Annotated in this window: 25 protein-coding genes and 1 tRNA gene; 14 read left to right on the forward strand and 12 right to left on the reverse strand. The window is 67.7% G+C overall.

The window, feature by feature from the left end:
- Window positions 1-43: 43 nt before the first annotated feature.
- Window positions 44-2,611, reverse strand: coding sequence for a glycoside hydrolase family 65 protein (locus QM019_RS03485; protein WP_282851873.1), 2,568 nt, complete (start codon window positions 2,609-2,611; stop codon window positions 44-46).
- Window positions 2,608-3,387: an HAD family hydrolase gene (locus QM019_RS03490; RefSeq protein ID WP_345961014.1), complete on the reverse strand. Its 780-nt coding sequence runs from the start codon at window positions 3,385-3,387 to the stop codon at window positions 2,608-2,610. Before QM019_RS03490 ends, QM019_RS03485 begins: the two co-directional genes overlap by 4 nt.
- Window positions 3,388-3,534: 147 nt before the next feature.
- Between QM019_RS03490 and QM019_RS03495 the strand changes: the two genes are divergently transcribed.
- A complete protein-coding gene (locus tag QM019_RS03495; protein WP_282851874.1) occupies window positions 3,535-3,813 on the forward strand; it encodes a hypothetical protein in 279 nt (92 codons plus the stop codon).
- Here the strand turns inward: QM019_RS03495 and QM019_RS03500 are convergent.
- From QM019_RS03500 to QM019_RS03510, 3 genes are all read right to left on the reverse strand, one after another.
- Window positions 3,810-4,238 (reverse strand): organic hydroperoxide resistance protein, encoded by a 429-nt coding sequence (locus tag QM019_RS03500; protein WP_125106776.1) that lies wholly within the window; start codon window positions 4,236-4,238, stop codon window positions 3,810-3,812. The two genes, QM019_RS03495 and QM019_RS03500, sit on opposite strands and share 4 nt — an antisense overlap.
- A gap of 60 nt (window positions 4,239-4,298) precedes the next feature.
- Window positions 4,299-6,047 (reverse strand): family 20 glycosylhydrolase, encoded by a 1,749-nt coding sequence (locus QM019_RS03505; RefSeq protein ID WP_282851875.1) that lies wholly within the window; start codon window positions 6,045-6,047, stop codon window positions 4,299-4,301.
- A 124-nt stretch (window positions 6,048-6,171) separates the two neighbouring features.
- On the reverse strand, window positions 6,172-6,585 hold the full coding sequence (locus QM019_RS03510; protein ID WP_282851876.1) for an arsenate-mycothiol transferase ArsC: 414 nt from the start codon (window positions 6,583-6,585) through the stop codon (window positions 6,172-6,174).
- Between the two features lie 96 nt (window positions 6,586-6,681).
- On the opposite strand from QM019_RS03510, the gene QM019_RS03515 reads away from it, so the two are divergent.
- A complete protein-coding gene (locus QM019_RS03515) occupies window positions 6,682-7,200 on the forward strand; it encodes a hypothetical protein (protein ID WP_282851877.1) in 519 nt (172 codons plus the stop codon).
- A 126-nt stretch (window positions 7,201-7,326) separates the two neighbouring features.
- Here QM019_RS03515 and QM019_RS03520 read toward each other — a convergent pair whose 3' ends face one another.
- The 4 genes from QM019_RS03520 to QM019_RS03535 form a co-directional block, all read right to left on the reverse strand.
- Window positions 7,327-8,106: a MarR family winged helix-turn-helix transcriptional regulator gene (locus tag QM019_RS03520; RefSeq protein WP_282851878.1), complete on the reverse strand. Its 780-nt coding sequence runs from the start codon at window positions 8,104-8,106 to the stop codon at window positions 7,327-7,329.
- 128 nt (window positions 8,107-8,234) lie between these two features.
- A complete protein-coding gene (locus QM019_RS03525) occupies window positions 8,235-9,494 on the reverse strand; it encodes an MFS transporter (RefSeq protein ID WP_282851879.1) in 1,260 nt (419 codons plus the stop codon).
- Window positions 9,495-9,561: 67 nt separating this feature from the next.
- Complete coding sequence (locus QM019_RS03530; protein WP_125106782.1) at window positions 9,562-10,014, reverse strand: MarR family winged helix-turn-helix transcriptional regulator; 453 nt, start codon at window positions 10,012-10,014, stop codon at window positions 9,562-9,564.
- 110 nt (window positions 10,015-10,124) lie between these two features.
- Window positions 10,125-10,274 (reverse strand): hypothetical protein, encoded by a 150-nt coding sequence (locus tag QM019_RS03535; protein WP_282827112.1) that lies wholly within the window; start codon window positions 10,272-10,274, stop codon window positions 10,125-10,127.
- 85 nt (window positions 10,275-10,359) lie between these two features.
- Here QM019_RS03535 and QM019_RS03540 point away from each other — a divergent pair, with 85 nt between their 5' ends.
- The 5 genes from QM019_RS03540 (at window position 10,360) to QM019_RS03560 (ending at window position 14,226) form a co-directional block, all read left to right on the forward strand.
- Window positions 10,360-11,316 (forward strand): class II glutamine amidotransferase, encoded by a 957-nt coding sequence (locus QM019_RS03540; protein ID WP_282851880.1) that lies wholly within the window; start codon window positions 10,360-10,362, stop codon window positions 11,314-11,316.
- 143 nt (window positions 11,317-11,459) lie between these two features.
- Complete coding sequence (locus QM019_RS03545; RefSeq protein ID WP_282851881.1) at window positions 11,460-11,912, forward strand: FAS1-like dehydratase domain-containing protein; 453 nt, start codon at window positions 11,460-11,462, stop codon at window positions 11,910-11,912.
- A 2-nt stretch (window positions 11,913-11,914) separates the two neighbouring features.
- On the forward strand, window positions 11,915-12,337 hold the full coding sequence (locus QM019_RS03550) for a MaoC/PaaZ C-terminal domain-containing protein (RefSeq protein WP_282851882.1): 423 nt from the start codon (window positions 11,915-11,917) through the stop codon (window positions 12,335-12,337).
- A complete protein-coding gene (locus tag QM019_RS03555) occupies window positions 12,334-13,386 on the forward strand; it encodes a UDP-N-acetylmuramate dehydrogenase (RefSeq protein ID WP_282851883.1) in 1,053 nt (350 codons plus the stop codon). The genes QM019_RS03550 and QM019_RS03555 overlap by 4 nt, the downstream gene beginning before the upstream one ends.
- 57 nt (window positions 13,387-13,443) lie before the next feature.
- Window positions 13,444-14,226, forward strand: coding sequence for a hypothetical protein (locus QM019_RS03560; protein WP_282851884.1), 783 nt, complete (start codon window positions 13,444-13,446; stop codon window positions 14,224-14,226).
- Window positions 14,227-14,280: 54 nt separating this feature from the next.
- Here QM019_RS03560 and QM019_RS03565 read toward each other — a convergent pair whose 3' ends face one another.
- Window positions 14,281-15,477: a pyridoxal phosphate-dependent aminotransferase gene (locus tag QM019_RS03565; RefSeq protein ID WP_282851885.1), complete on the reverse strand. Its 1,197-nt coding sequence runs from the start codon at window positions 15,475-15,477 to the stop codon at window positions 14,281-14,283.
- Window positions 15,478-15,948: 471 nt separating this feature from the next.
- Here QM019_RS03565 and QM019_RS03570 point away from each other — a divergent pair.
- Window positions 15,949-16,021 (forward strand) — tRNA-Trp (locus tag QM019_RS03570).
- Window positions 16,022-16,811: 790 nt separating this feature from the next.
- Here the strand turns inward: QM019_RS03570 and QM019_RS03580 are convergent.
- Entirely contained in the window at window positions 16,812-17,069 is a 258-nt protein-coding gene (locus tag QM019_RS03580) for a hypothetical protein (protein WP_282828631.1), read from the reverse strand.
- A 563-nt stretch (window positions 17,070-17,632) separates the two neighbouring features.
- On the opposite strand from QM019_RS03580, the gene secE reads away from it, so the two are divergent.
- The 5 genes from secE to QM019_RS03605 all read left to right on the forward strand — a co-directional run bounded on the left by secE (window position 17,633) and on the right by QM019_RS03605 (window position 22,412).
- Window positions 17,633-18,253, forward strand: a complete 621-nt coding sequence (secE, locus tag QM019_RS03585) for a preprotein translocase subunit SecE (protein ID WP_282851888.1) — start codon at window positions 17,633-17,635, stop codon at window positions 18,251-18,253.
- Window positions 18,254-18,341: 88 nt separating this feature from the next.
- Complete coding sequence (gene nusG / locus QM019_RS03590) at window positions 18,342-19,265, forward strand: transcription termination/antitermination protein NusG (RefSeq protein WP_282851889.1); 924 nt, start codon at window positions 18,342-18,344, stop codon at window positions 19,263-19,265.
- A gap of 191 nt (window positions 19,266-19,456) precedes the next feature.
- A complete protein-coding gene (gene rplK / locus QM019_RS03595; protein ID WP_125106791.1) occupies window positions 19,457-19,891 on the forward strand; it encodes a 50S ribosomal protein L11 in 435 nt (144 codons plus the stop codon).
- A 125-nt stretch (window positions 19,892-20,016) separates the two neighbouring features.
- Window positions 20,017-20,706, forward strand: coding sequence for a 50S ribosomal protein L1 (gene rplA / locus QM019_RS03600; RefSeq protein WP_125106792.1), 690 nt, complete (start codon window positions 20,017-20,019; stop codon window positions 20,704-20,706).
- 281 nt (window positions 20,707-20,987) lie between these two features.
- Window positions 20,988-22,412 carry an MFS transporter gene (locus QM019_RS03605; protein ID WP_282851890.1) on the forward strand — a complete coding sequence of 475 codons (1,425 nt, stop codon included), beginning with the start codon at window positions 20,988-20,990 and terminating at the stop codon, window positions 22,410-22,412.
- Between the two features lie 87 nt (window positions 22,413-22,499).
- Here the strand turns inward: QM019_RS03605 and QM019_RS03610 are convergent, their stop codons facing one another.
- Complete coding sequence (locus QM019_RS03610; protein WP_282851891.1) at window positions 22,500-23,477, reverse strand: NADP-dependent oxidoreductase; 978 nt, start codon at window positions 23,475-23,477, stop codon at window positions 22,500-22,502.
- A 117-nt stretch (window positions 23,478-23,594) separates the two neighbouring features.
- On the opposite strand from QM019_RS03610, the gene QM019_RS03615 reads away from it, so the two are divergent.
- Window positions 23,595-24,629, forward strand: a complete 1,035-nt coding sequence (locus QM019_RS03615) for a 1-phosphofructokinase family hexose kinase (protein ID WP_282851892.1) — start codon at window positions 23,595-23,597, stop codon at window positions 24,627-24,629.
- Window positions 24,630-24,833 lie beyond the last annotated feature (204 nt).

The following is a 24,833-nucleotide window of genomic DNA, read 5'->3' on the forward strand; positions in this document are numbered from 1 at the left end:
GCACCGCCACAGCCGGCCGTCAGCAAGTCGCGGCGTTACGCGCTCACTCCCAGCTCGTGGTCTGGTACTTGCCCGAGGGCTCGGGCACGGATGCGGTGAGCAGCGTGCCGTCCGAACGGTGCCAGCCCGCGAGGGTGTGCATGCCGAGCTCGCGGTCGACGCGCGGGCCCTGGCCGCGCAGCGGCACGGTGGCCGGCGCATCCGCCCGCACGAGCACCTCTTCGCCGCGCACGCCGACGCGAACGATGGACGACGTGCCCGACTCGAGTGTGAACGTCATCGTCTCGGGCCGCAGCTCGACGCGCACCTGCGCGCGTCTGAGCTGGAGCTTGAAGTCGATGCCCTCCCAGCCGTCGGGCAGGCGCGGGTCGAACTGCACCTCGCCGCCGTGGTCGCGCATGCCGGCGAAGCCGCAGACCGCGCCGAGCCAGATGCCGCCGGCCGACGCGACGTGCACGCCGACGTCGGTATTGCCGTGCAGGTCGGCGAGGTCGACGAATGCCGTGTGACGGAAGTACTTCTCGGCGAGCTGCAGGTGGCCGACCTCGGCCGCAATGATCGACTGCACCGCCGCCGACAGGCTCGAGTCGGCGGTGGTGAGCACGTCGTAGTACTCGAAGTCGTTGAGCTTCTCCTCGGCCGTGAACCGGTCGCCGCGCAGGAACAGCGCGAGCACGACATCGGCCTGCTTGATCACCTGGAAGCGGTAGATGACGAGCGGGTGGAAGTGCAGCAGCAGCGGCCGCTGCGACTCGGGCGTGTTCTCGAGGTCCCAGATCTCCTTGTCGAGGAATGCGGCATCCTGCGGGTGCACGCCGACCTGCTCGTCGTGGGGGATGAACATCTTGCGCGCCGCGCGCCGCCACTTGTCGGGCTCGTCGGCCGAGATCGAAAGCCGGTCGATGGTTTGCTCGTACTCGAGCGGATGCGTGTCGTGCAGCAGCTCGAGCGACTCGGCCGCGGTGCGCAGGTTCTTCTGCGCCATGACGTTGGTGAAGAGGTTGTCGTTGACGACGGTCGTGTACTCGTCGGGCCCGGTGACGCCGTGGATGTGGAAAGTGTCAGAGGCGTTCGTGCGCCAAAACCCCAGGTCGTACCACATGCGGGCCGTCTCGACGAAGACGTCAACGGCGCCGCCGAGCAGGAACTCGGTGTCGCCCGTGGCCGCGAGGTACTGCGACATCGCATGCGAGATGTCGGCGTCGATGTGGTACTGCGCAGTGCCCGCCGCGTAGTACGCGCTCGACTCCTGCCCGTTGATCGTGCGCCAGGGGAAGAGGGCGCCGCGCTCGTTCAACTCGACCGCGCGCTCACGGGCGTAGTCGAGCATCCGCACCCGGTAGCGCAGGGCGTTGCGGGCCATCGTCGGCTGCGTGTAGGTGAGGAACGGCAGCACGAAGATCTCGGTGTCCCAGAAGTAGTGGCCGCCGTAGCCGGAGCCGCTCACGCCCTTCGCGGGCACGCCGAGGCCGTCGGCGCGCGCCGCGGCCTGGGCGACCTGGAAGAGATCCCAGCGGATCGCCTGCTGCAGCTCGGGCTGGTCGTGCAGCACGACGTCGGACTTCGACCAGAAGTCGTCGAGCCACTGGCGCTGCTCGGCGTGGATCTTCTCGACGCCGAGTTCGAGCGCCCGGCCAAGCGTGCGGCCGCAGCGGTCGGCGAGCTCGCGGGCCGGCGCGACGCCGGCCGTGTGGTAGGTCAAGTACTTCGTGAGGCGAATGACGTCGCCGCCCTTCGCGTTGATGCGGAACACGCGCTTCGCGAGGTCGGGCTGGAGGTCGGTCGAGGTGTGCACGGGGCGCTCGCCCTCGCCGGTGACTTCGATACGGTGGTCGAGGGCGCAGGCGATCGACATTTTCGAGTTGCGCGTGCGGTAGCCGAGGATGAGCCGGTCCCCCTCGTCGCGCTGGAGGATCGGCTCGAGCACGCGCTCGTTGAGCTTCTCGGCGTGGCGCGGGTCGAAGGATGCTGGGGTCTCGCCCGCGACCTTCGGCGCGGCGTCGCGATACTCGTCGATGCCGTCCTGCCGGTTGAGGAGCTCGCTCGAGATGACGACCGAGGCGTCGCCGTCGAGCAGCTCGACCTCGTACTCGATGAGGCCGAGGTGCCGCTCGACGAACGACACCATGCGGCTCGAGCGGATGCGCACCCGCTTGCCGCTCGGCGTTCGCCAGACGAGGTCGCGCGAGAGCACGCCGTCGCGCAGGTCGAGGCGGCGCTCGTACTCGAGCAGCTCGGCGGTCGAGAGGATGAGGGGTTCGTCGTCGACGTAGAGGCGAATCACCTTCGCGTCGGGCGCGTTGATGATCGTCTGGCCGACCTTCGCGAATCCGAACGCCTCCTCGGCGTGCTGGATCGGCCACGTCTCGTGAAAGCCATTGATGTACGTGCCCTGCTCGCCGGTCTCGCGGCCCTCGTCAATGTTGCCGCGCATCCCGAAATAGCCGTTGCCGACGGCGAAGAGCGTCTCGGTGTGGCCGAGGCGGGATGCGTCGAAGCGGGTCTCGATGAACGCCCACGGGTCGAGGGGGTAGCAGGCGCGGTCGAGGGGCTCGCGCTCCCGGTCGAACTGCGGCTCGAGCGGGGTCTCGCCCGCGAACTTGGCGGTCATGCGTTTGGTCCTTCGGTGGCGGTCTGGGGGAGCCCTGGGATGAGCTCGGCGAGGTCGTCGACGACGAAAGTCGCGCCGTGGGCTTCGAGCGCCTCGTGGCTAGCGCCGCGGTCGACGCCGATCACCGCGCCGAACTTGCCCGCGCGGCCCGCGGCGACGCCCGAGGTCGCGTCCTCGACGACGGCGCACGCGGATGCGTCGAGGCCGAGCTCGCGCGCGCCCTGGAGGTAGGTGTCGGGCGCTGGCTTGCCCGGGAGCCCGAGCTCGGCCGCGTGGACGCCGTCGATGATGACGTCGAAGCGGTCGCCGAGACCCGCCGCGCTGAGGACGCGCTTGCCATTGCGCGAGCTCGTCACGACGGCGGCCGGGATGCTTCGGTCAGCGATCGCGCGCAGAAAGTCGAGGGAGCCGGGGTAGGCCTCGATGCCGTCTTCGTCGAGCAGCCGGGCGAAGTGGGAGTTCTTGCGGTTGCCGAGCCCGCCGACCGTCTCGAGCTCGGGCGCATCCTCGGGCGTGCCCTCGGGGAGGGTGATGCCGCGCGAGGCGAGGATGTCGCGCACCGCGTCAAAGCGCGGCTTGCCGTCGAGGTAGGCGAAATAGTCGGCCTCTTCGTAGGGCGCGACACCGTATTGCCGGAACACCTCGGTGAACAGGGCGGCCCACGCGTGCCGGTGCAGTTCGGCGGTTGGCGTGATGACGCCGTCGAGGTCCAGCAAGAACGCTCGGATGTGCTGGAGGGATGGGGTGATGCTCGCGGCCGCGGTCATGTCGACCATTGTGCGCCCCTCGCGGCTGTGAATCGATCAATGCTGGCGAATGTTGAACATCGGCGTCGCTTGGTCACGTTCGGGGCGAGTTCACGCGCTTCGCGGGTGGGCGGCGCGCGCTGAGATGTTCGAGCCGCGCCGACAATGAAGGTCGAGATGGCACACGAGGCGGTTCAGGGCGCGGGGCATCCCCGCATCGTCATCACCAGGCTCGACCAGCACAACGCGAAGATCACGCGCAACGCTGGCGACGGCTTTCGGTTGTCGTCGCGGCGCGACACGCACTCCGCATCGGCCGGCGATGGCTCACCCACCGACGACGCGCCCGAGGGCGTGCGGCTGCGGCACGGCTCAGGCTTCACGATTCGAGACACGAAGTTCGTGTTTCAGCGTGACGAGTTCGCCGACCGCAGCCACGCGGAGGACGAAGACTAGTCGTCGGAGACGCTGACGGTCACCTGGATGTTGCCGCGCGTCGCGTTCGAGTAGGGGCACACCTGGTGGGCGGCGTCAGCGAGGGCCTGTGCCTCGTCGTGCGGCAGGTTCGGGATTACCACCTCGAGGTGCACGGCGAGCTCGAAGCCGCCCTCACCATTCGAACCGATGTCGACGCGCGAGCCGACGGTCGAGTCGGTGATCGTGACCTTCTGCGCGCGGGCAACCGCGTGCAAGGCCGAGTGGAAGCAGGCGGCGTAGCCGGCCGCGAACAGCAGTTCGGGGTTTGCGCCCTCGCCCGAGCCGCCCATGCTCTGCGGGGTAGCCATGTCGAAGTCGACGCGGCCGTCGGTCGTGCGCACGTGGCCGTCGCGGCCGCTTCCGGTCGAGAGGGCTTCGGCGGTGTAGAGAGTGGAATCGATCATCGATGCTCCTTCGCGCTGGTGAGTTGGGAGCCCGACCCTAGCGCCGCTTGTTGAGAGCGTTCACATCTGGGGTGGAGACCTACGAGATGGAGCGGGCACTGGTGAGCGTCGCCGGGTCAGCAGCACGAGTACGACGCTCAACAGCACGAGCACACCGACGCTGGTGAGCACGAACACGATGACCGAGCCGCCCGGCTCGCCTTCGGCGGCGGGGACGGTGCTCGCGCTCGGCCGGGGAGTCGCGGTCGGCGTCGGCGCGATCGTGGCCAGCGCATCCGGCACCTTGACCTGTGCGACCTCGGGCGCGGCGCCGATGTCGTCGAGCTGGCTCGTGAGATCGGCGAAGCTCAGCGTGCTCGCGGGGTCGGCGAACTTGACCGACATCGCGGCGAGAGGCGCGCGCACGCGCTCGACCAGCGCATCCGGTGTCAGGGCATCGGGAATGTCGCTCCAGATCGCGAACATGCCGCCCGAACTCGCCTCGACGAGGTCGGGGCTGCCCTGCACCGAGGGATACACGGTGTCGTCCCAGCCCGCGAGGATCGCCTCACCGGTGGGATACGCGTAGCCGACGCGCTCGCCGAGCACGAAGTAGAGGAATTCGTCGTTGACGTTGACGAGCTCGTAGCCCGCCGCGGCGAAGTCGCTCGCGGGCACGGCGCCGGGCGGGCGCTGGGTCCAGTACGCCACCTGCACGCTGGTGTCGAGGGCGACGCTGTGCGAGCGGAGCATGCCGTCGCTCCAGACGCGGGGCTGGTAGCCAGCGTCGCTGAGCAGCGCGGCGGTGGTGTTCACAAAGTCGGTGAGGGCGTCGTAGGCCGTGGCCTGCGCGCCGAACTTCGCCTGTGCGGCCTGGGTGAGTGCCTGCACCTCGGCCGTTTCGGCGAAGTCGACGAACTCGTCGCCGCCGAGGTTCCACGGCACGGGGCCGGGCATATCGGGCTGCTCGAACAGCTCCGTGTATTCGCCGATGAGGTCATGGGCGAACTCGACGCCGGCGTCGCGCGTGATGTCGAGGGCGCCGAAGACGTTACCGCCGTATGCGTCGTGTAGGCGCAGTTCGGGGTAGGCGTCGAGCGCGTGGTCGAGGTGGCCCGGCATGTCGAGTGACGGCGCGACGCGGATGTGGAGGTCGTTCGCGTAGGCGATGAGCTCGCGAATCTCGTTTTGCGAGTGCGCATCGGGCGAGGCGATGTCGGGATGCGTCGTCGACTCGATCGCGAAGCCTTCGTTCTCGGAGAAGTGCAGTTCGAGCTCGGTGAAGCCGAACCAGCTGAGCTGGCGCACGAGCGCCTCGAGGCGTTCAATCGGGTAGTGCTTGCGCGCGATGTCGATGTGCGCGGCGCGGATCTGCTCGGCGGGGAAGGTGAACTCGTAGTCGCCGTTCGCGATGTCGCCGGCTGCGACGAGTTGCTGCAGCAGCGCCCGGGTCACGTGGAAGACGCCGGCGGCGTCGGGGCCCGTGACCGTCACGCTGCCGTCGACCGTGAGCAGCGTGGCGTTGTCGAGGGTGAGCACGACGTCGTGTTCGGTGGCGAGCGAGGCGTCGGCGAGGTAGGCGACCTCGGGCACCGCATCGGTGAGACCGAGCGCGGCGAGCTCCTCGGCGAGACGCGCACCCTCGCCCGCGAGGGCGTCGTCGGTGATGAGGATGCGCGTGCCCGCGCTCGGCTGCCAATACCCGACGCGCGGAGTCACGGCGGTGGGTGGCGGCACCATCTGCGGCCAGGCACCCGACTCGGTCTGTGGCGCGGTTTCGGCGAGGGCGAGGCCGGGGGAGCCCAGCGCGACAACGAAGGCAAGCAGCATGGCCGTCAGCCACCACCACCGCCACCGCCGGCGGCGCGGTCGGTCCGTGGAAAACGAACGACGGTGCATGTGCGTACCCCCAAGACGTGCGCCTCCAGCATCCCACCCCGAGGTGGTCGCGTGGTTAGCGCAGTTCAGAGAACAGTTCGAGCACGTGCCGTTCGATGTCGTCGCGCACGAGGCGCATCCTCTCGAGCCCATCGATGCCGCGCTCGGAGGGCTCGTCTGTGACCCAGTGCTCGATGCTCGCGCGCATGCCGTCTACCGGCTCGACCTGTGCCTCGTTGCCGAGCACGATCACGCGGTGGGCGCGGCGAAGCAGCTCGGAGTCGAGCTGCTTCGGGGCCTCGCGCTCGAGATCGGCGCCATGCTCCTCGAGCACCTCGCGTGCGAGCTCGTTGATCGCGTCACCGGGCTCGGTGCCCGCCGAAGCGACCGAGACGGAAGTGCCGGCGATCTGCCGCAGCGTGGCGGCGGCCATCTGCGACTTGCCGGCATTGCGAACACAAATGAACAGTACGGTTGGCGTCTCGCTCATAGAGGCATGGTGGCACGGGAGGGTGGGGATGCGCCCGGGCGCGCCGCGTGCCGGCCGGTCACCGCGCATCCAGTGCCGATTCGTACGCTGGGACGCATGAGTGACGCGGCGAACCAGGTGCCTGAGCAATGGCGACCCAAGGCGGTCGCGCTTGCGCCGTGGCCGCTGATTCTCGGGGCGGTGTTTGTCGTGTGCACGCAGGTGTGGCTGCCGTTTTGGGGCACGTCGATTCGCGCGAACGTCGTCTACGTCGCCTTCACGCTGCTCGGGCTCGCGCTGTGCGGCCGTGGCGCGCGGCAGCTGTGGCACGCGAACCGGGCCGTTGGCCGCGCCGGCGTCGCGAGCGGCGAGACCGGCGCCGACGGCCTGCGGTCGTCGGGCACGATGTGGTGGCGGCGCAGAGCGCCCCGCATGCAACTCTCGTGGGGCATGGGGGCGCTCTGCGTCGTCGTTGGGGTGGGGCTCTGGCTCTTCGCGGATGTTCGGGCCGAGCAGGTGCTCGCTTTCGTCGGCACCGGCGGCATGATTGCGTCGGGCTACTCGGGCATGTCGCTCGCGGCACGTTACTCGCGGCTCTGCCGCGACTTCAACGTGCCGTTCCCCGCGCTGTTCTGACGCGGGGTCGAGCGCACACGTGGCGGCGAACGAATGCTGGCCCGACTGGTCGCCGGTTCACGGCGCGCTCGCGGTGGTGCCATGCGCTAGCTGGGCCTGCGGCGAACTAGCTGGGCCTGCGGCGAACTAGCGGGTGCAGCCGCCGCGCTCGTGGCCGCGACCGCGGCGGTGGTGCTCGCGCGTATCCGGGTCAAAGCCGTGGCCATGCCCGCCCCGGCCGAAGCCGCGCCGGTCGGCGCGCTCCCGGTCAAACTCCGGGTCGAAGCCACGACCGTAGCCGCCGCGCGGGCTATGACCGTGCGGGCCGTGGCCACCGCGACCGCGACGCTCGAAGCCGCGGCGGAGGCGGTCGTACTTCTCGGGCTCGGACTCAGCCATGCGGCCGATCCAGCTCTCGAAGCGCTCGTCGCCCATGCGGCGCCGTGCCTGCTCGCTCCAGCGGTCAAACTCGGCGTCGGGAGCATCCCAGCCTTGCTCGGCGCGCTGCTGCTCGAGCTGCTCGATGACGCGGTCGAGGATGCTCGCGAGCTGCTCGCGCTCGTCGTCACTCAAGCTCGAGAACGCGTCGGGGCGCTCGGGCACGAGCTGCTCGGTCGTCCGCCCCGCCTCAGTGAGGCGAATCAAGATGACGCGCTTGTCGTCGTCGGCCGGCTCTCGGGTGATGAGTTCGGTCTTCTCAAGCTTGACGAGCGCCTCGTTGAGCGAGGCGACGCGCATACCAAGAATGAACGCGAGGTCCTTCGTGGCGATGCCGTCCTGCAGTTTGAGGGCGGCGAGGATGCGGCCCTGGCCGCGGGTCGGGTCGGCGGCGGGGCCGTGCGGGCCGCCGTGGGGCCCACCGTGCGGGTGGGGGCGCATGAGGCGGGCTGCCTCGCGGAACTTTCGATAGAGTTCGTGGCTTTCCATGAGGTTCTCCTTCAGGTTGGTGAAAGCTGCTGGTACCTGTTTAATTGGTACCTGCAGATAAAAGTACAGGTACCTGTCGCAAATTGCAACAGGTACCTGTGAAACCTTCAGGATGCGGGTCCGACCGCCTATGCGGCGTCGCCGGCCGAGATGGTCTGGGCCTCCTCCTGCGCGGTTTCGTGCGGACGGCCGATCTGCTGCAGGCGCTTCGATGAGATGCCGAGCACGACGATCGAGACGATGAGGGCGGCCGCGCCGAACCAGTACGGCGACTCGGCGCCCATGGCCTCGGCGATCGGGCCCGAAACGGCCGGTGCGATCGCGCCGCCGAGGAAGCGGATGCCCGAGTAGGTCGACGATGCCACCTGGCGCGGCAGGTTGGTCGCCTCCATGACGGTCTCGGTGAGGGCGGTGTTGACCACACCGAGGAACGCGCCCGAGACGACAACGCAGCAGACAAGCGCCGTGAGGTTGCCGATCGAGAATGCCATGACGACGAGCGTCGCGGTGAGCAGCACGAGCATCGAGAACAGCGTCTTCACGAGACCGAAGTTGCGCGTCAGCACGGGTGCCACGAGTACCGACGTGATCGCGAGCAGCAGGCCCCAGCCGAAGAACACGAGACCGAGTTCGTGCGCGCCGAACTCCAGCCCCTGCGCCGCGGCGGCCGCCTCGAGCGGGTAGGGAGAGTACGCGAGGATCGTGAAGAAGCCGAAGTTGTAGAACAGGGCCGTGATGCCGAGCGAGCGCAGCGTCGGGTTGCGCAGCGCCTTGAAGCTCGCCGAGATCGGCACTGGCACCGGCTTCTCGGTCGGCTTGCGCAGCAGGGTCGCGATGGCGATGAAGCCGATGGCCATGAGTGCTGCCGTGCCGAAGAACGGCCCGCGCCACGACACCTCACCGAGCGCGCCGCCGAGCAGCGGGCCGAGCGCCATTCCGACGCCGAGCGCGGCTTCGTAGAGCACGATCGCGCTGCCGCTGCCGCCCGAGGCGCCGACAATGGCGGCGAGGGAGGTCGAAATGAACAGCGCGTTGCCGAGGCCCCAGCCGGCGCGGAAGCCGATGATCGTGTCGACGCTGCCCGACGTACCGGCGAGAGCGGCGAACACGATGATGAGCACGAGGCCGACGATGAGCGTGCGCTTCGTGCCGAGACGGCTCGCGACCCAGCTCGTGAAGAACATCGCGACGGCGGTGATGAGCAGGTAGCTCGTGAACAGCAGCATGGTCTGCGACGGCGTCGCGTCGAGTTCCTTGCTGATCGCTGGCAAGATCGGGTCGACAAGGCCGATGCCCATGAACGAGACGGTGCAGGCGAAGGCGATCGCCCAGACTGAGAGCGGCTGCTTGAGAAGTGACGACTTAGGTGGCTGCGTGTCTTGGGACATTTCGCTTTCTCGGGTTGGTGTCCTGACGTCGGGGCAGTGCGCAGCGGCGTGCGGGGCAGCGATTGGATTAGTGGTGGTGTGGATGCGGCGGCTCGTCGATGGTGAGCCGCTCGAGGATGTCGGTGGCCCGCGCGAGCGTGACCCACTCGTCCTCGTCGAGTTGCTCGAGCGCCGGTCGCACCGCCTCGCCTGCGCGCAGGCGGAACGCGCGGATCTCGGCATCGCCGGCCTCGGTGAGGCGCACGACGGTCGCCCGCGCATCCGTCGGGTCGGACTCGCGGGCGACCAGCCCATCCGCCTCGAGCTTGGTCACCGAAGTGCTGATCGCGGGCTGCGACAAGCGCTCGCGGAGGGCGATGTCGCCAATGCGAATCGGGCCGAGCTGCTGCAGCAGCGACAGGATGCGCAGGGCGACGACCGAGCGCGGCTCACTGGCGCGCAGGCGTGCATAGGTCGCGAAGCGGCTGCCGTACATGACGAGGCGGGCGGCGACGCGGTTGTGGTCGTGCGGATCTGTCACGCAAGAAACATATAACTAACTTATATAAATAGTCAATGTATCTGCGTATGGGCATGCTGACGCCACGGTCGCCCGGGGCGAGTGCCGCGTGCTCAACGGGAGGGCTGGGGCTACTTCTTTTTCTTCATGCGGTTGCGGCGCACCGTGCGCCACACCATCGCACCGAAGATGACGGCGACGACGATGCCGCCGATCCACCAGGACACCGCGCTCGCGGCCTCGCCGGCGCCCGCAGCCAGCCCATCCATACCCAAAATCACCCCGCTATTCTCTCGCAGTTGTGGCGTGAGTGTTACGCGCGGCGTCGCGCGCGCTCGACGGGCGGCCGGTCGCGCGGGACAATGGATGAATCGCCGCGCCCGCGACGACACCGCAACCAGCGAGGGGAGCCTGCACATGTGCCGATTGCTCGCCTACGCCGCACCCAGTGAGACAACCGTCTCGGAGGTGATCGGCGAGGCCAACGCCGAGGCCTTCCAGCAGATGACGAGCGTGCATAACGATGGGTGGGGCACCGCTTGGCTCGCGTCGGGCCCGGGCGAAGAGCTGCCCGAGGTTGAGTCGGCGCGCGTTTCGACGCCCGGCCAGGCTGACCCGATGCTCACGGCCGCGCTCGAGAGCGTGCCGTCGTACTCGCGACTCGTGCACCTGCGGCTCGCGACCGACCGGCTCAAGCGCACGACGGTGAACACGCACCCCTTCGTCGCGAACGGCATCGCATTTGCCCACAACGGCTCGATCATTCCCGTTGAGCGCTTCGAGGAGCTGCTCAGTGAAGAGGAGCTGCGCGCCGTGTCGGGCACGACCGACTCCGAGCTCTACTTCTCGTATGTGCGCAAGCAGATTCGCGAGGGTGGCGGCACCGTCGCCGAGGGCGTTGTGCGCGCCGTGCAGCGGCTCCGTCGCACGTTCCCGAACGCGAGCCTCAACGCCGTCGTGCTCACCGACGCCGAGCTCATCGTGATTCACGCGAACTCGACGGCGCACGTCACCGACGAAGACTTCCGCTCGTACGGCATCGACCCGGCGCTGCTGCCCGACGACCACGACGAGAACTACTACAAGCTCGCGATGCTGCAGCGGCCCGACGGCACGACCGTGTTCTCGTCGACCGGCATCAACCTCGCCGGCTGGAGCCGCGTGCCCGACGACACGATCACCCGCATCGACCTCGACACGCTCGAGCTGTCGCAGCGCAAGATTTTCGGCATTCGCGAGACCGCGTCGCGCCGCGGCCACGCCGCCCTCAACGACTCGACGATCGACGAACTCGCGCGCCACCGCCAGCTCCGCGCCAGCTAGCTCCGCCGGCTATCTCCTCCACCAGCTAGCGTCGCTGCAATGCGTCGTTTTTCCCGACCTGAGACGGCGATAAGGGGCCTCAACCTCATGGCCTTCTCACGTTGGGAAAAACAACGCATTTCCGCGGCGCCTAGACTGGCGGGGTGACTGTGAACCCGGATCTCGTCGGCCGACGCTTCGCGCTCGCCGAGCCCTATCTCGTTGGGCGCGAGCACGTACGCGCTTTCGCGGCGGCTGTCTTCGCGAGCGACCCCATCCACTTCGATGTCGAGGCGGCCCGCGCGGCCGGCTACGCCGACGTCGTCGCGCCCACGACCTACCCGGCCGTGCTGCAAGACCGCGGCCTGCAGCTGCTGCTCGCCGACCCGATGGCCGACTTCGAACTCAAAAACGTCGTGCACGGCGACGAACGCTTCACCTACGAGCGTCCGATCGTCGCGGGCGACGAACTCGGTGCCGAGCTCGAGGTGACGACGGTGCGCGCGGTGCGCGGCAACGCGATGATCCAGGCGACGACCAGGCTGAAGGATGCGGCGGGCGAGCTCGTCGTGACCGCCTACGCGACGCTCGTGGTCGGCGGGGAAGGGGCGAACTAACCATGGCAACCCTGGAAACGGCAGCCAAGGGCGAGCAGCTGCTCGAAACCTCCCTGCACTTCACGCGCGAGTCGCTCGTGCGCTACGCCGGCGCATCCGGCGACTTCAACCCCATCCATTACCGCGACGACATCGCGGTCGAGGTGGGCCTGCCCGGCGTGCTCGCGCACGGCATGCTCACGATGGGTGCGGCGATCCAGCCGGTCATCGAGCTGCTCGGCGACCCGGGCCGCGTCGTCGACTACCAGGTGCGCTTCACGCGCCCGGTGCTCGTCGATGCGAGGGAGGGAGCGGAGGTGCAGATCGTCGCGACGGTCGGCGAAGAGGCCGGCGACGACGGCATCGGCCGCATCGACCTCACCGTCAGCTTCGCTGACAAGACGGTGCTGACCAAGGCGCAGGTGCGCGCGAAGTTCACCGCATGACGACGTTCGCGCAGCTGACAACGACGCAGGTCTCGCAGGCCGAGGCTGATCTCATCGAGCCCGAGACCCGCGACGCGCTCGCCGAGGCGTATTTCGAGCTCGCCGACCGCGACGAGCCGTTCCTCGTCATCGGCGGCGGCTCGAACACGATCGTGAGCGACGACGGCTTCGACGGCCCCGTGCTGCGGGTCGCGACCCGCGGTGTTGAGTACCGCCCGGGCGAGGGCGGCGAGGTCATCGTCGTCGCCCATGCGGGGGAGTCATGGAGCGAGCTCGTCGACGCCACCGTTGCGCGCGGGCTCAGCGGCATCGAGGCGCTCGCGGGCATCCCCGGCTCGGTCGGCGCGACGCCGGTGCAGAACATCGGCGCCTACGGGCAGGAGCTCGCCGACGTGCTCGTGCGCGTCGAGGTGGCGGATGCGGATGCCGGCGAACGTCGCTGGGTCGCGGCCGCCGACCTCGGCCTCGGCTACCGCACCTCGGCGCTCAAGCGCGAGGAGCTCCTCGGGCTCGTGCTCGCGGTCGAGCTGCGGCTGCGCGAAGTCGACTCGACCGGCGGCGCCCCCGTGCAGTACGCGCAACTCGCGAAAGCGCTCGACGTCGAGCTCGGCGAGCGTGTGCCGGTCGCGCAGCAGCGCGAGGCCGTGCTGCGCCTGCGCGCCTCGAAGGGCATGGTGCTCGACCCGAGCGACGTCGACACGCGTTCGAGCGGCTCGTTCTTCATGAACCCGATCGTGCGCCGCAGCTTCGCGAGCGAGGCGCTGCCGGCGAGCGCGCCCCGTTTCGACGCGGGCAAGGACGCCGAGGGCCTCGAACTCGTGAAGCTCTCGGCGGCGTGGCTGATCGAGCATGCCGGCGTCAAGAAGGGATTCGCGCTGCCCGGCAGCGGCGCCGCGATCTCGTCGAAGCACACGCTCGCGATCACGAACCACGCGGATGCGACGGCCGAGCAGATCGCCGAGCTCGCGCGCTATGTGCGCGCCCGCGTGCTCGCCGAGTTCGGCGTCGAACTCATCCCCGAGCCGAACCTGATCGGCCTGCAGCTGTAGTGCGTTCGCGCGGCTGCTGCGCGAAACTCGAAGTGCGCCAACGAGACGGAGACCCAGGTGAGTGAGCAGCGACCGAGATTCAGCCCGCCCGAGCCCCGCTTCGGGGCCGAGCCGGCAGCGGCTGCTGTGCCCGACGCATCCGGCTCGTCGCGCCGCCGCGTCTGGTCACCCCTCACGATTGTGCTCACGAGCGCCTCGGCGGTCGTCGTCATCGGCCTCGTCATCACGCTCGCGCTGCTGTGGGGAAACCCGTTGCAGCCGAGCCAGGGCGAGGCCGCGGCGCCGCTCGAGAGCAACGGCGGCGGCACCGCCGGCCCGACCGACACCGTGGACCCCACGCCGACGCCCTACGCGGTGCAGCCGGGCGACACGGTCTCGATTGAGCAGGATGCGGTGTTCGAGGATGGCTTCACGCTCGTCTACCCGAAGCTCGGCGACTGGATCGAGCAGGACATCGTGAATCGCCCCGAGCAGCTGACGATGTACGCGCCCGACTACAGCGCGCAGATTCAGGTGTGGCAGACGTCGGTGTTCAACTCGAACCAGACCGACAAAGAGCTCACGCTCGCACAGCTCAATCGCATCAACGACGAGTGCTCGTACGGCGCGACGGGCATCTCCGAGCCCGAGTCGTACCTGCTTGAGGGCGAGGACGGCACGAAACTCGAGCTGCTCGGCGTGCGGGCCGACGAGTGCGAGGGCGGCCAGGTCTGGCTGCTGCAGCGCGTCATGCCGCTCACCGGCACGCGCGTGCACATCGTGCTGTGGAGCACGACGACGCTCGACGACAACGACGAGCTGCTCGACAAGCTCGCCGAAATTACCTTCACAACGCCGTAGCCGGGTCGCCGTCTTGCGACGGGGCCCGGCTACTGGCGCGCGGTGTGGCGCGAGTTAGTTGAAGAGCGCCTGGATGCGGCGCACGCCTTCGACGAGTGCGTCGTCGCCGAGCGCGTAGCTGAAGCGCAGGTAACCCGAGGGGCCGAAGGCCTCGCCGGGGACGGCCGCGACCTCGGCCCGATCGAGCAGGAAGTCGGCGAGGTCGAGCGAGGTCTCGAGGCGAACGCCGTCGTACTCCTTGCCGAGCACGCCCGACACGTCGGCGTAGACGTAGAACGCGCCCTGCGGCGTCGGCACGGTGAAGCCGTTGACCTTGCTGAGCTCGTCGACCATGAGCTTGCGGCGGCGGTCGAAGGCGAGGCGGAACTCCTCGATCGGCTCGCTCGGGCCGATGAGGGCGGCGAGCGCGGCGCGCTGCGCGACGTTGTTCACGTTGCTCGTGAGGTGCGACTGCAGGTTCGCGGCGCCCTTGATGACGTCCTCCGGGCCCACCATCCAGCCCACGCGCCAGCCGGTCATCGCGAACGACTTCGCGACACCGTTGACGAGCACGGCCTGCTCGGCGAGCGCCGGCACGGCCTCGACGATCGAGGTGGCCTTCACTCCGTCGTAGACGAGGTTCTGGTAGATCTCGTCGGCGATGACCCACACGCCGTGCTCGAGCGCCCACTCGCCGATGGCGCGGGTCTCGTCGGGCGAGTAGACGGCGCCGGTCGGGTTCGACGGCGAAACGAAGAGCATCGCCTTCGTGTCGGGCGTGCGCGCGGCCTCGAGCTGCTCGACGGTGACCTTGTAGCCCTGGTCGGCGCCGGCGAAGACCTCGATGGTGTTGCCCCCGGCGAACTTGATGACCTCGGGGTAGGTGGTCCACGCCGGGGTCGGCAGCAGCACATCGTCGTCGTCGCCGATGATCGCCTGGATCGTCTCGAACACGGCCTGCTTGCCGCCGTTCGTGACGAGCACGCGGCTCGCGGGCACGGTGAGGCCCGAGTCGCGCGCGGTCTTCTCGACGATCGCGTCGCGCAGCTCGGGCAGACCGACGTTGGCCGTGTACTTGTGGTTCTTCGGGTCCTTCACGGCCTCGACAGCGGCGTCGATGACGTGCTGCGGCGTTGCGAAGTCGGGCTCGCCGGCGGCGTACGAAATCACCGGGCGGCCCTCTGCCTTGAGGGCCTTGGCCTTGTTGTCGACCTTCAGCGTGGCCGAAGGGGCGATGGCGGAGACGCGGGACGAAAGACGCGATTCAGTCATGATGTGCAGCCTAGTTTGTGCGGTTGTGAACGGGTTACCGTCATTCATTTTTCATGACGCGCAGCCGGCTGTCTGCACATCCGCCGGAAATGGGCCGGATGTGCGCAAACGCCAAACTCGCGGCGTCACGCAACGTCGTGCTCGCGAACTATCGACGCCAGGATGGACGTGCCGGGTGCGTGATGGCGAAAGTGCAAGCGAATCCGGGCGGACAGTCTCGCCCAGAAGCAGCCGACCGGCGACGTGACGAGTCTGTTCGTTGACGAAGAGCGCGATGACATTGCGCCACTGGTGAGTCATGGTTGCCACTTCCTCCCGTACTGGCATTCACTCGCGTTTGGTTCGCAATGGCAAACCAGGCCGCACTATCCGGTAGTGGGTTCGAGGGCAACCTTGCGCCGGCATGTGGAGGTGGCGGCGGTTTTGTCGTAAACTGTCTGGGTTGCCCGCGCAGCATGCGCGACGTGACGTAGGGCGGTAGCTCAATTGGCAGAGCAGCGGTCTCCAAAACCGCAGGTTGCAGGTTCGATTCCTGTCCGCCCTGCTCCTCAGACTTCAACGAGTCGAACACGCGGAGTAGGGTCAGCGCTCAACGGTGCAACTTTGGGCGGCTGACGCGCACGGATGGCGTCGATGAAGTTTCGAACTTGGCCGGCCAGGCGCGCTCGCGCCTCGAGGGCCGCGGAGTGTCACGCTGTCGATTTTCGCGTCGCGAAGCGGGTTCGCTTCGACGGCGTCCGAACTGACAACGGCATCGAACCCGCCCAATTGCACTGACCGTGCTGTTTTCGCGGTTGTTCAGCCGGGCTCGCCACCTGCTCATGCAGCGTGTTGGATCTCGCACCTTGAACGGAGCGAAGTCATGGTTCGGGCCACGCCAGGTTTCCGGCACCCGCGCAGATGCAGGCAAGCGCGCCCCCGGCAGTTGATGGGATGAAAGGAGTGAGGCTAACTCTTGAGGCTTATGAGTGACATCTCGCCGCAGCCGGTTGCTACTCCAAACGCGCCCGCGGGACTTTCTCCCAGTCCGCGACCGGACCGTTGACCACGCGAAACAACGGGTGTGGATCCGGGACGGCCACGGTTTGCCATCGGTGCCATACGTCCGGGCTTCGGTGTTGCAGCTTCCCGCAAAGGTGTGCCCACTCGTACTCGATTTGCCCGTCGGTCACCGTCAATTTCGCGGCAGGGCCCGGGGCAAGGATTTTGTCACGCGCAAACCGGTAGCCGCGCGCATCGGCTTCATCCACGATCGCTTGACGGTCGTAGTAGCGCGGATGAATCGACCACAGTCTCATACGGACACGGCCATCAATCGAGAATCGCTCACAGTGCTAGTGGTCGTCCTCGTGGAGCTTCAGACCAACTCCGATAGCGAAGAAGGTCGGGGCCCACTGCCCCACGAAAATGCCCCAGCGATCCGACTGCGCTTTCGAGTCATTCCTCTTGCCACGCGACACGAGCCACGACACGAGCGATACCCCGACTGACGCGAGCCCTGCAATGTAGAGGTGATTGCTGCGGACTCCGAGGCTGGCGAGAGTCTGCATGGGGTTGTAGCCCGCGGCTTGCTCGAGATCTGCTTTGGCCATGACGCATCTCCTTCTATCGGTGTCGTAATGGCCACGATGCCCGAGTCTCCTGGTAGTCCGGTGGACAAGCACAAGGAGGCGCCCCATCCCGCCAGAAGGAGGGGCGGGACGCTGACACCGTGACTGCGCGCCACGCGGGTGCAGTTTCCGCGTGGCGTGACGGTGCCTCACCCGGAGCGTTCGTTCGTCCAACGCGTCCGTGATCTTCTCCTTGACGTTCTCGCAGGTTGCCGTAGTGTCGGCCTCAGTGCGGGCGACTCCATGCGGCAGCCAACACTTCCAGCGCCCAGTGTTTCAACGGATCTAGTAAGATTTTGGATGCTGCGGTTAGCGCCAAGCGCTCAACCGCAGCTTGCGCGCTCGACCCCTGTCAGCTCTGCATCCACGGGCCGAGCGGAGTGTACGGCGCATGTTGCGTCTGAGCTGGTTTTGCAGAGCAAGCACGTTCGCGTTATCGACAAGGTTGCCGGTGTGACGTAGGCTGGCGCAGTTGCCAAAAGGCATACTGCAGTGCGCCCAAAATCCGGTTCGTGCCGCATTTCCAAGCTTCGAAAGGGATCCGCGTGGCCACAGGCACGTCTGATGACGAGCGTGACGACGACCTCACCAACAGCACCGAACCAACCGGTGACGAGGGCGACGCTTTGGACGAGACGCTTGATGCGGAGGCGGCCGACGAGTCGGCTGCGAGCGAAGCTGACGAAGACGCCGATGACGACTCGGACGACGCGAAGTCTGACGCCAAGAAGGATGCTGCGGTAGTGGCATCCGGCAAGGGCAAGAAGGCGAAGCGCGGCGAGAAGACCTCGGCCAAGGGCGCCGCTGTTGAGGCATCGAAGAAGACGAGCAAGCAGAAGAACGACAAGAAGGACGCTGGCGAGAAGCGCGGCCTTCGCAAGTTCTTCAGCGAGGTCGTCATCGAGCTGAAGAAGGTTGTCACCCCGACCCGCCAGGAACTCTGGCGCTACGTCGGCGTCGTGATCGCGTTCCTCATCATCATGATGCTGCTCGTGATGCTCTTCGACTGGATCTTCGGCTTCGCCTCCTCGTGGATCTTTGGCAACGGCCAGTCGCTGTTCCCCGAGGATTGGTTCCAGGGGGGCGATCCGACCCAGACGCCGCTGCCCACCGACACCGTCCTGCCGACCGAGTCGGTTGACCCGACCGCGACGGCGACCCCGTAAACCCCAAGTCGCGGCGCCAGGCGCCCGCGCATCCGACACAAACCGAGCGGCCGTCGCGCCGCAATTCGATGAAGTGAGTTGAACTACCGTGGCTGACGAAACCCAGCTTCCCGAGCAGAACGAGACCGATCTCGACGCCGTGAATGAGGCTCCCCAGAGCCAGGACGCGCCCGTCGAGGCCGAGACTAACGACGTCGAGACCGACGACGTCGAGACTAACGATGTCGAGACCGAGGCCGTCGCGGCCGACGCAGTCGAGGCCGACGCATCCGACGGCGCTGAGACCGTTGACGCCGAGTCGGCCGACGCCGAGCCCGCCGCCGAAGGTGAAGCCGTCGAAGGTGAAGCCGCCGAGGGCGACGACGAGGCCGAGGTTGACCCCTACGCCGAGTTCAAGCTCGAACTGCGCATGAAGCCCGGCAAGTGGTACGTCATCCACACCTACGCCGGCTTCGAGCGCAAGGTGCGCGACAACCTCCAGCAGCGCGTCGAGAACAAGAAGCGCTCGGAGTCGTCCGAGGGCGCCGACGACATCTATGAGGTGCAGGTGCCCATGGAAGACGTCGTCGAGATGAAGAACGGCCAGCGCAAGATGGTCACGCGCGTGCGTATCCCCGGCTACGTGCTCGTTCGCATGCACCTCACTGAGGACAGCTGGTCGCTCGTGCGTCAGACGCCGGGCGTCACGGGATTTGTTGGTAACGCGCACGACCCGGTGCCGCTGCGATTCAAGGAAGTCTTCGAGATGCTCAAGAGCATCGTCGAGCTGCCCGACGTCAAGGATGTCAAGGGTGAGGCCAAGGCCGGCGCTGCCACGGGCGGCAAGCAGCCGATCACCGAGGTCGAGTTCGAGAACGGCGAGACCGTCACGATCAAGGAAGGCTCGTTCGAAGGCCTCACCGGTTCGATCAGCGAGATCAACGCCGCGGCGGGCAAGCTCATCGTGCTCGTCTCCCTCTTCGGTCGCGAGACTCCCGTCGAGCTCTCGTTCGACGAGGTCGCAAAGCTCTAACTTCAGCTCGAGCAGACGCGGCGTCGACCCACGTGGTCGGCGCCGCGTTCGCGTGAACCGCCCCTGGCCAGGATGTGCGGAATCGAGTAAACTTGCGGGGTTGCGCATGCGCAACCGATACCGGGCGCCGGAAAGGCCGGCGTTGCGGGAGAGGGATGTTCGCAGCATCCACTCGACAGAAAGGAAACCACATGGCACCGAAGAAGAAGGTTTCGGGTCTGATCAAGCTTCAGATCCAGGCTGGCGCCGCGAACCCTGCTCCGCCGGTTGGTCCGGCCCTGGGTCAGCACGGCGTCAACATCATGGAGTTCTGCAAGGCGTACAACGCGGCGACCGAGCAGCAGCGCGGCAACATTGTGCCCGTTGAGATCACCGTGTACGAAGACCGTTCGTTCACCTTCGTGCTCAAGACGCCCCCGGCGGCTGAGCTCATCAAGAAGGCTGCGGGCGTGAAGAAGGGCTCGGGTGTGCCCCACACGAACAAGGTCGGCAAGATGACCATGGACCAGGCGCGCGAAATCGCCGAGACCAAGAAGGCCGACCTCAACGCGAACGACATCGAAGCTGGCGCGAAGATCATCGCCGGCACCGCCCGCTCCATGGGCATCGAGGTCACGGGCAACTAGCCCCCGCCTCCCCGAGCTAGCGATCGGGGTAGTGCACACACGCCGCGCCATAGCGCGTGGCCGTACACACTTTCGCGGGAGAGCCAGCCAGCTCGTTCGACCGCACACTCTCAAAGGAGCACAACATGGCAAAGAATTCCAAGGCGTACCGCGCCGCGGCAGAGAAGATTGAAGAGGGCAAGGTCTACGACCTTGCCTCGGCCGCGCAGCTCGCGAAGGACACTTCGTCGGCGAAGTTCGACAGCACCGTCGAGGTCGCACTGCGCCTCGCCGTTGACCCGCGCAAGGCCGACCAGATGGTGCGTGGCACCGTCAGCCTGCCGCACGGCACCGGTAAGACCGCTCGCGTCATCGTGTTCGCGCAGGGCCCGGCCGCTGAGGCCGCCCTCGCCGCGGGCGCCGACGAGGTCGGCAGCGACGAACTCATCGCGAAGGTCGCTGACGGCTGGACCGACTTCGACTCGGCCGTCGCCACCCCCGACATGATGGGCAAGGTAGGCCGTCTCGGTAAGGTGCTTGGTCCCCGTGGCCTCATGCCGAACCCGAAGACCGGTACCGTGACCCCGGACGCCGCCAAGGCTGTCACCGAGATCAAGGGCGGCAAGATCGAGTTCCGCGTCGACAAGCACTCGAACCTGCACTTCATCGCGGGCAAGGCGTCGTTCGACGCCGAGCAGCTCACCGAGAACCTGCAGGCCGCGCTCGACGAGGTCATCCGCCTCAAGCCGGCTTCGGCGAAGGGCCGTTACGTGCAGAAGGCTGTCGTCGCGACGACCTTCGGCCCGTCGATCCCCCTCGACGTTTCGGCGTTCTAAGCAACGTCTCGCGCTCGTCGCGAGTTCACTGGCCCCGCTTCGGCGGGGCCAGTTTGCGTTTCCTGGCCTGTGCGAGGGCCTGCAGCCGGAGGCGCGACTCGAGCCGCGCATCCGGCCCTCGGGATGCTGCGGGAGGGCGCTGGCGCCGGCGAGCAAAGGCGGGCGAGGGAATTACCGACGATCGGGTCGGTAATGCGGTAGTGTCTGGGTGACGAATGTGACGTTCGCCTGAGTCGCGCCACGGTGGCCGACTCGGATTGTCATGACAACGGAGCCATGAAATGTCCAACACCTCTGAAATCGACCAGTCGCCGGTGACGAGCCCGGCCGAGCGCCGGCGCGTCCTCGCCGCGACGATCGTCGGCACCACCGTTGAGTGGTACGACTTCTTCATCTACGCCTTCGCGGCATCGCTCATCTTCAACACCCAGTTCTTCGGGCCGATGGGTGAGGCGATGGGCCCGGCGGGCCCAACGCTGATCTCGATGGCCTCGATCGGCCTCTCGTTCCTGTTCCGCCCGCTCGGCGCGTTCCTCGCCGGTCACTTCGGCGACAAGTATGGCCGCAAGCCCGTGCTTATCGCCACGCTGATCCTCATGGGTGCGGCGACTGCGCTCATCGGTCTTCTGCCCACTGGCGACCTCGCCGCGATCAGCGCCATCGGCCTGCTCCTGCTGCGCGTGCTGCAGGGTATTTCGGCCGGCGGCGAGTGGGGCGGCGCGGCGCTCATGGCGGTGGAGACCGCCGCCGATGGCGGCCGCAACCGCGCGGGCGCCTGGCCGCAGCTCGGCGTGCCGTTCGGCATGCTGCTCGCGACCGGCATGCTCACCGTGCTGCAGATGACGATGGGCCAGGAGGGCTTCGTCAATGGCGGCTGGCGAATCGCCTTCCTGTTCTCGGTCGTGCTGATCCTCGTCGGTTACGTCGTGCGCCGCGCGGTCGAAGAGTCGCCGGTGTTTCGCCAGATCTCGAAGATGGCGAAGAGCCAGTCGGCTCCGATCGCCGTCGTATTCCGCAAGTACTGGCTCATCGTGATCCTCGCCGCGCTCGTCTTCGCCGGCGACAACGCCGTCGGCTACATGCTCGTCGGCGGTATCGTGCAGAAGTACGCGGCGACGCCGCTCGAGGCCGGCGGCATGGTCGGCATGGACGGCGGTCAGGTCAGCCTCTTCCTCAACCTTGCCGCGATCTCGTGGGCGATCTGGACCTACGTCGGCGCCTGGATCGCTGATAAGTACGGCGCGAAGCCGGTGTTCATCGTCGGCTACATCCTCATGATCTTCGCGTCGATCGCCCTGTTCCCGCTCGTCGTCATGGGCGGCGAGAACCCGATCTTCTTCGTGCTCGGCACCTGCCTGCTCGGCGTGCCGCTCGGCTTCTGCTACGGCCCGCTCAGCGCCTGGTACGCCGAAGTGTTCCCCGCCTCCGTGCGCTTCTCGGGCGTCTCGATCACGTACGCGATCGGCGCGATCGTCGGTGGCGCGTTCGCGCCGCTCATCGTGCAGGCGACCTTCGAGGCGAACGCCGGCCAGTGGCACTGGGCCGCGGTCTACCTCGCGATCATGTCGGCCGTCGGCCTCGCCGGCTCGATCCTGCTCAAGGGCCGCCACGGCATCCCGCTTGGCCACGACATGGAGCATTCGGGCCAGTGGGATACCTGGAAGACGGGCGACCCGATCCCCGAGGGCGTGCGCACGCAGCACTAGCTCGCGCACTCGAGCTCGCGAATTTGCAGGGCGGCCCCGCACCGAAATCGATGCGGGGCCGCCCTGCTTCGTTGGTGCTCGGCGTGACTACCCTGCGGTGAGGTCGAAGACGATCTTGCCCCGCGTGTGTCCCTGCTCGAGCTGCTCGTGGGCGGCGCGGGCCTGGCCGAGCGGGAAGCTCGCGTCGAGGTGCGTCTGCAGGTCGCCCTGGTCGAAGAGCTGGGCGATGGTGGTGAGGATCCGCCCCTCGGGTGAGAGCTTGAGTGTGGATGCGCGCAGTTCACGCCCCGCGGCCTCAGCCTCCTCGTGCATCGTCGGCCACGAACCGGTGGGCACGTTGACGACGAGGCCGCCGTCGCGGAGCACCCCGAGTGAGCGGCTGCCCGTGTTGTCGTGCACATTGCCGATGAGGTCGATGACGACGTCGACCGGCTCGTCGATTGCCTCCTCGAAGCGCTCCGAGGTGTAGTCGATTACCTGGCTCGCGCCGAGCTCGGTGAGCCAGTCGTGGTTTCGGCTGGATGCGGTGGTCACGACCTCGGCGCCGTAGAACGCCGCGAGCTGCACCGCGAAGTGGCCGACGCCGCCCGCGCCCGCGTGCACGAGCATCCGCTGCCCGGAGTGGACGCGCGCAGCCTCAACCACGGCGGCCCACGCTGTGAGCGCGGCGAGCGGCACGCCGCCGGCCTCGAGCATCGTGAGCGACGTCGGCTTATGCGCGAGCGACATGAACGGCACCGACACGTAGTCGCCGTGGGCGCCCTGGTAGCGCGGGGTGAGCAGCATGCCGTAGACCTCATCGCCGGGCTGGAACGGCGCGAGCTCATACGGCGCCTTCTCGACGACGCCGGCGAACTCGCCGCCCGGTACCCAGGGCATCCGCTCGATTGCGCCGGACGCGCCCTTGCCCGCGCGGGTCTTCACATCGATTGGGTTGAGGCCGGCCGCGTGCACGCGCACGAGCGTGTCGCTGTTCACGACTTTCGGCATCGGCACCTCGCCGAGTTTCAGAACCTTGGGGCCACCAAACTCATTGACTACAACCGCGCGCATCGTTTCAGACATGAGGCCAAGCCTGACATGTTCGGCTGCGCGTGGGCCGGGCGAAACTGGCGCGGCAAACCGGGTGCGGCGACAAGTTCGCGGGCTACGCTGAGTGAGTCCGCTGCGAAAGGAATGAAGATGCCTGCTGTAGTTTCGCTGACCCCGGCCCCCGTGATCGATCGCACCTATTTCGTTGAGAGCTTCGACACCGGCAAGGTGAACCGGGCGACCGAGATTCAGGAGTTTCTCTCGGGCAAGGGCATCAACGTGTCGCGTACCCTGCGGATCGCCGGCGTCTCGACCTCGGCGGTGCTCCCGGTCGGGCGCGAGGACGAGCACCTGCTGTTCCGCACACCGTTTCCGCAGGTGCTCCGCATTCTGCCGGTGCCGGGGCGGATGCGCGTGAACACCGCGATTCTTGAGCCCGAGGGCCGCACGACCAACGTGAACCAGAAGGCCGTGCGGCTGCACGAGCGCGACTGGGATGCCGTCGTTGACATGACGCTGCAGGAGATTCGCGCGCTGCGTGCCGACTGGCTCGTCGTGTCGGGCTCGGTGCCGAAGCTCGTCGAGACCGGCGAGAAGATCGACTTCACGCGGCTGTTCAGTGAGGCCCGCCGTATCGGCACGCGCGTCGCCGTCGACACCTCGGGCTCGTCGCTCGAGACATGGGCAATGTCGGGGCTCGTCGACTGCATCAAGCCGAACGCCGACGAGATGGCGACGCTCGTGAAGCGGCATCTCAACACCGTCGGCGACGTGCTCGAGGCGGCGCGCGAGGTGATCGAGCGCGCGAGGCTCGAGGTCGTGCTCGTGTCGATGGGTGGCGACGGCGCGATGGTCGTCACGCGCGACGAGGCGCTGTGGGGATACGCGAAGGCGCCGCAGGTCGTGAACACGACGGGCGCGGGGGATGCGTCGCTCGCGGGATTCGTCGGCCACTCGATTCAGGGGCCCGGGCAGCAGGGCGGCCAGGCTGACTACGGTGAGCTGCCTCCGCTGGCGCTGAAGTCAGGCCTGTCGAAGGCCGTCATCTACGGCGCCATGGCGGTGTCGGTGCCGACGACGATCATTGACTCGCTCGACGGCGCCCCGACCGCCGAAATCACGGTGCCCGACCCATCGCAGCCCCTCAGTGAACCCACCAAGTTCTTCGAAACCCCCTCCGCCTAGCACCGCCCGCCTGTCCCTGCCGAACCCTCAAGGGTCGGCACCCTGCGCTCGCGGTCCCTTTGCTTGCCGTTCTCGGTGGATGCCGCCCTTCGCCTCGCTGTTCTAGGGGGTTGGGGGGGGGGGGGGGGGGGGGGGGGGGGGGGGGGGGGGGGGGGGGGGGGGGGGGGGGGGGGGGGGGGGGGGGGGGGGGGGGGGGGGGCGCGG

The organism is Gulosibacter sediminis (assembly GCF_030011715.1).
GTDB lineage: Bacteria > Actinomycetota > Actinomycetes > Actinomycetales > Microbacteriaceae > Gulosibacter > Gulosibacter sediminis.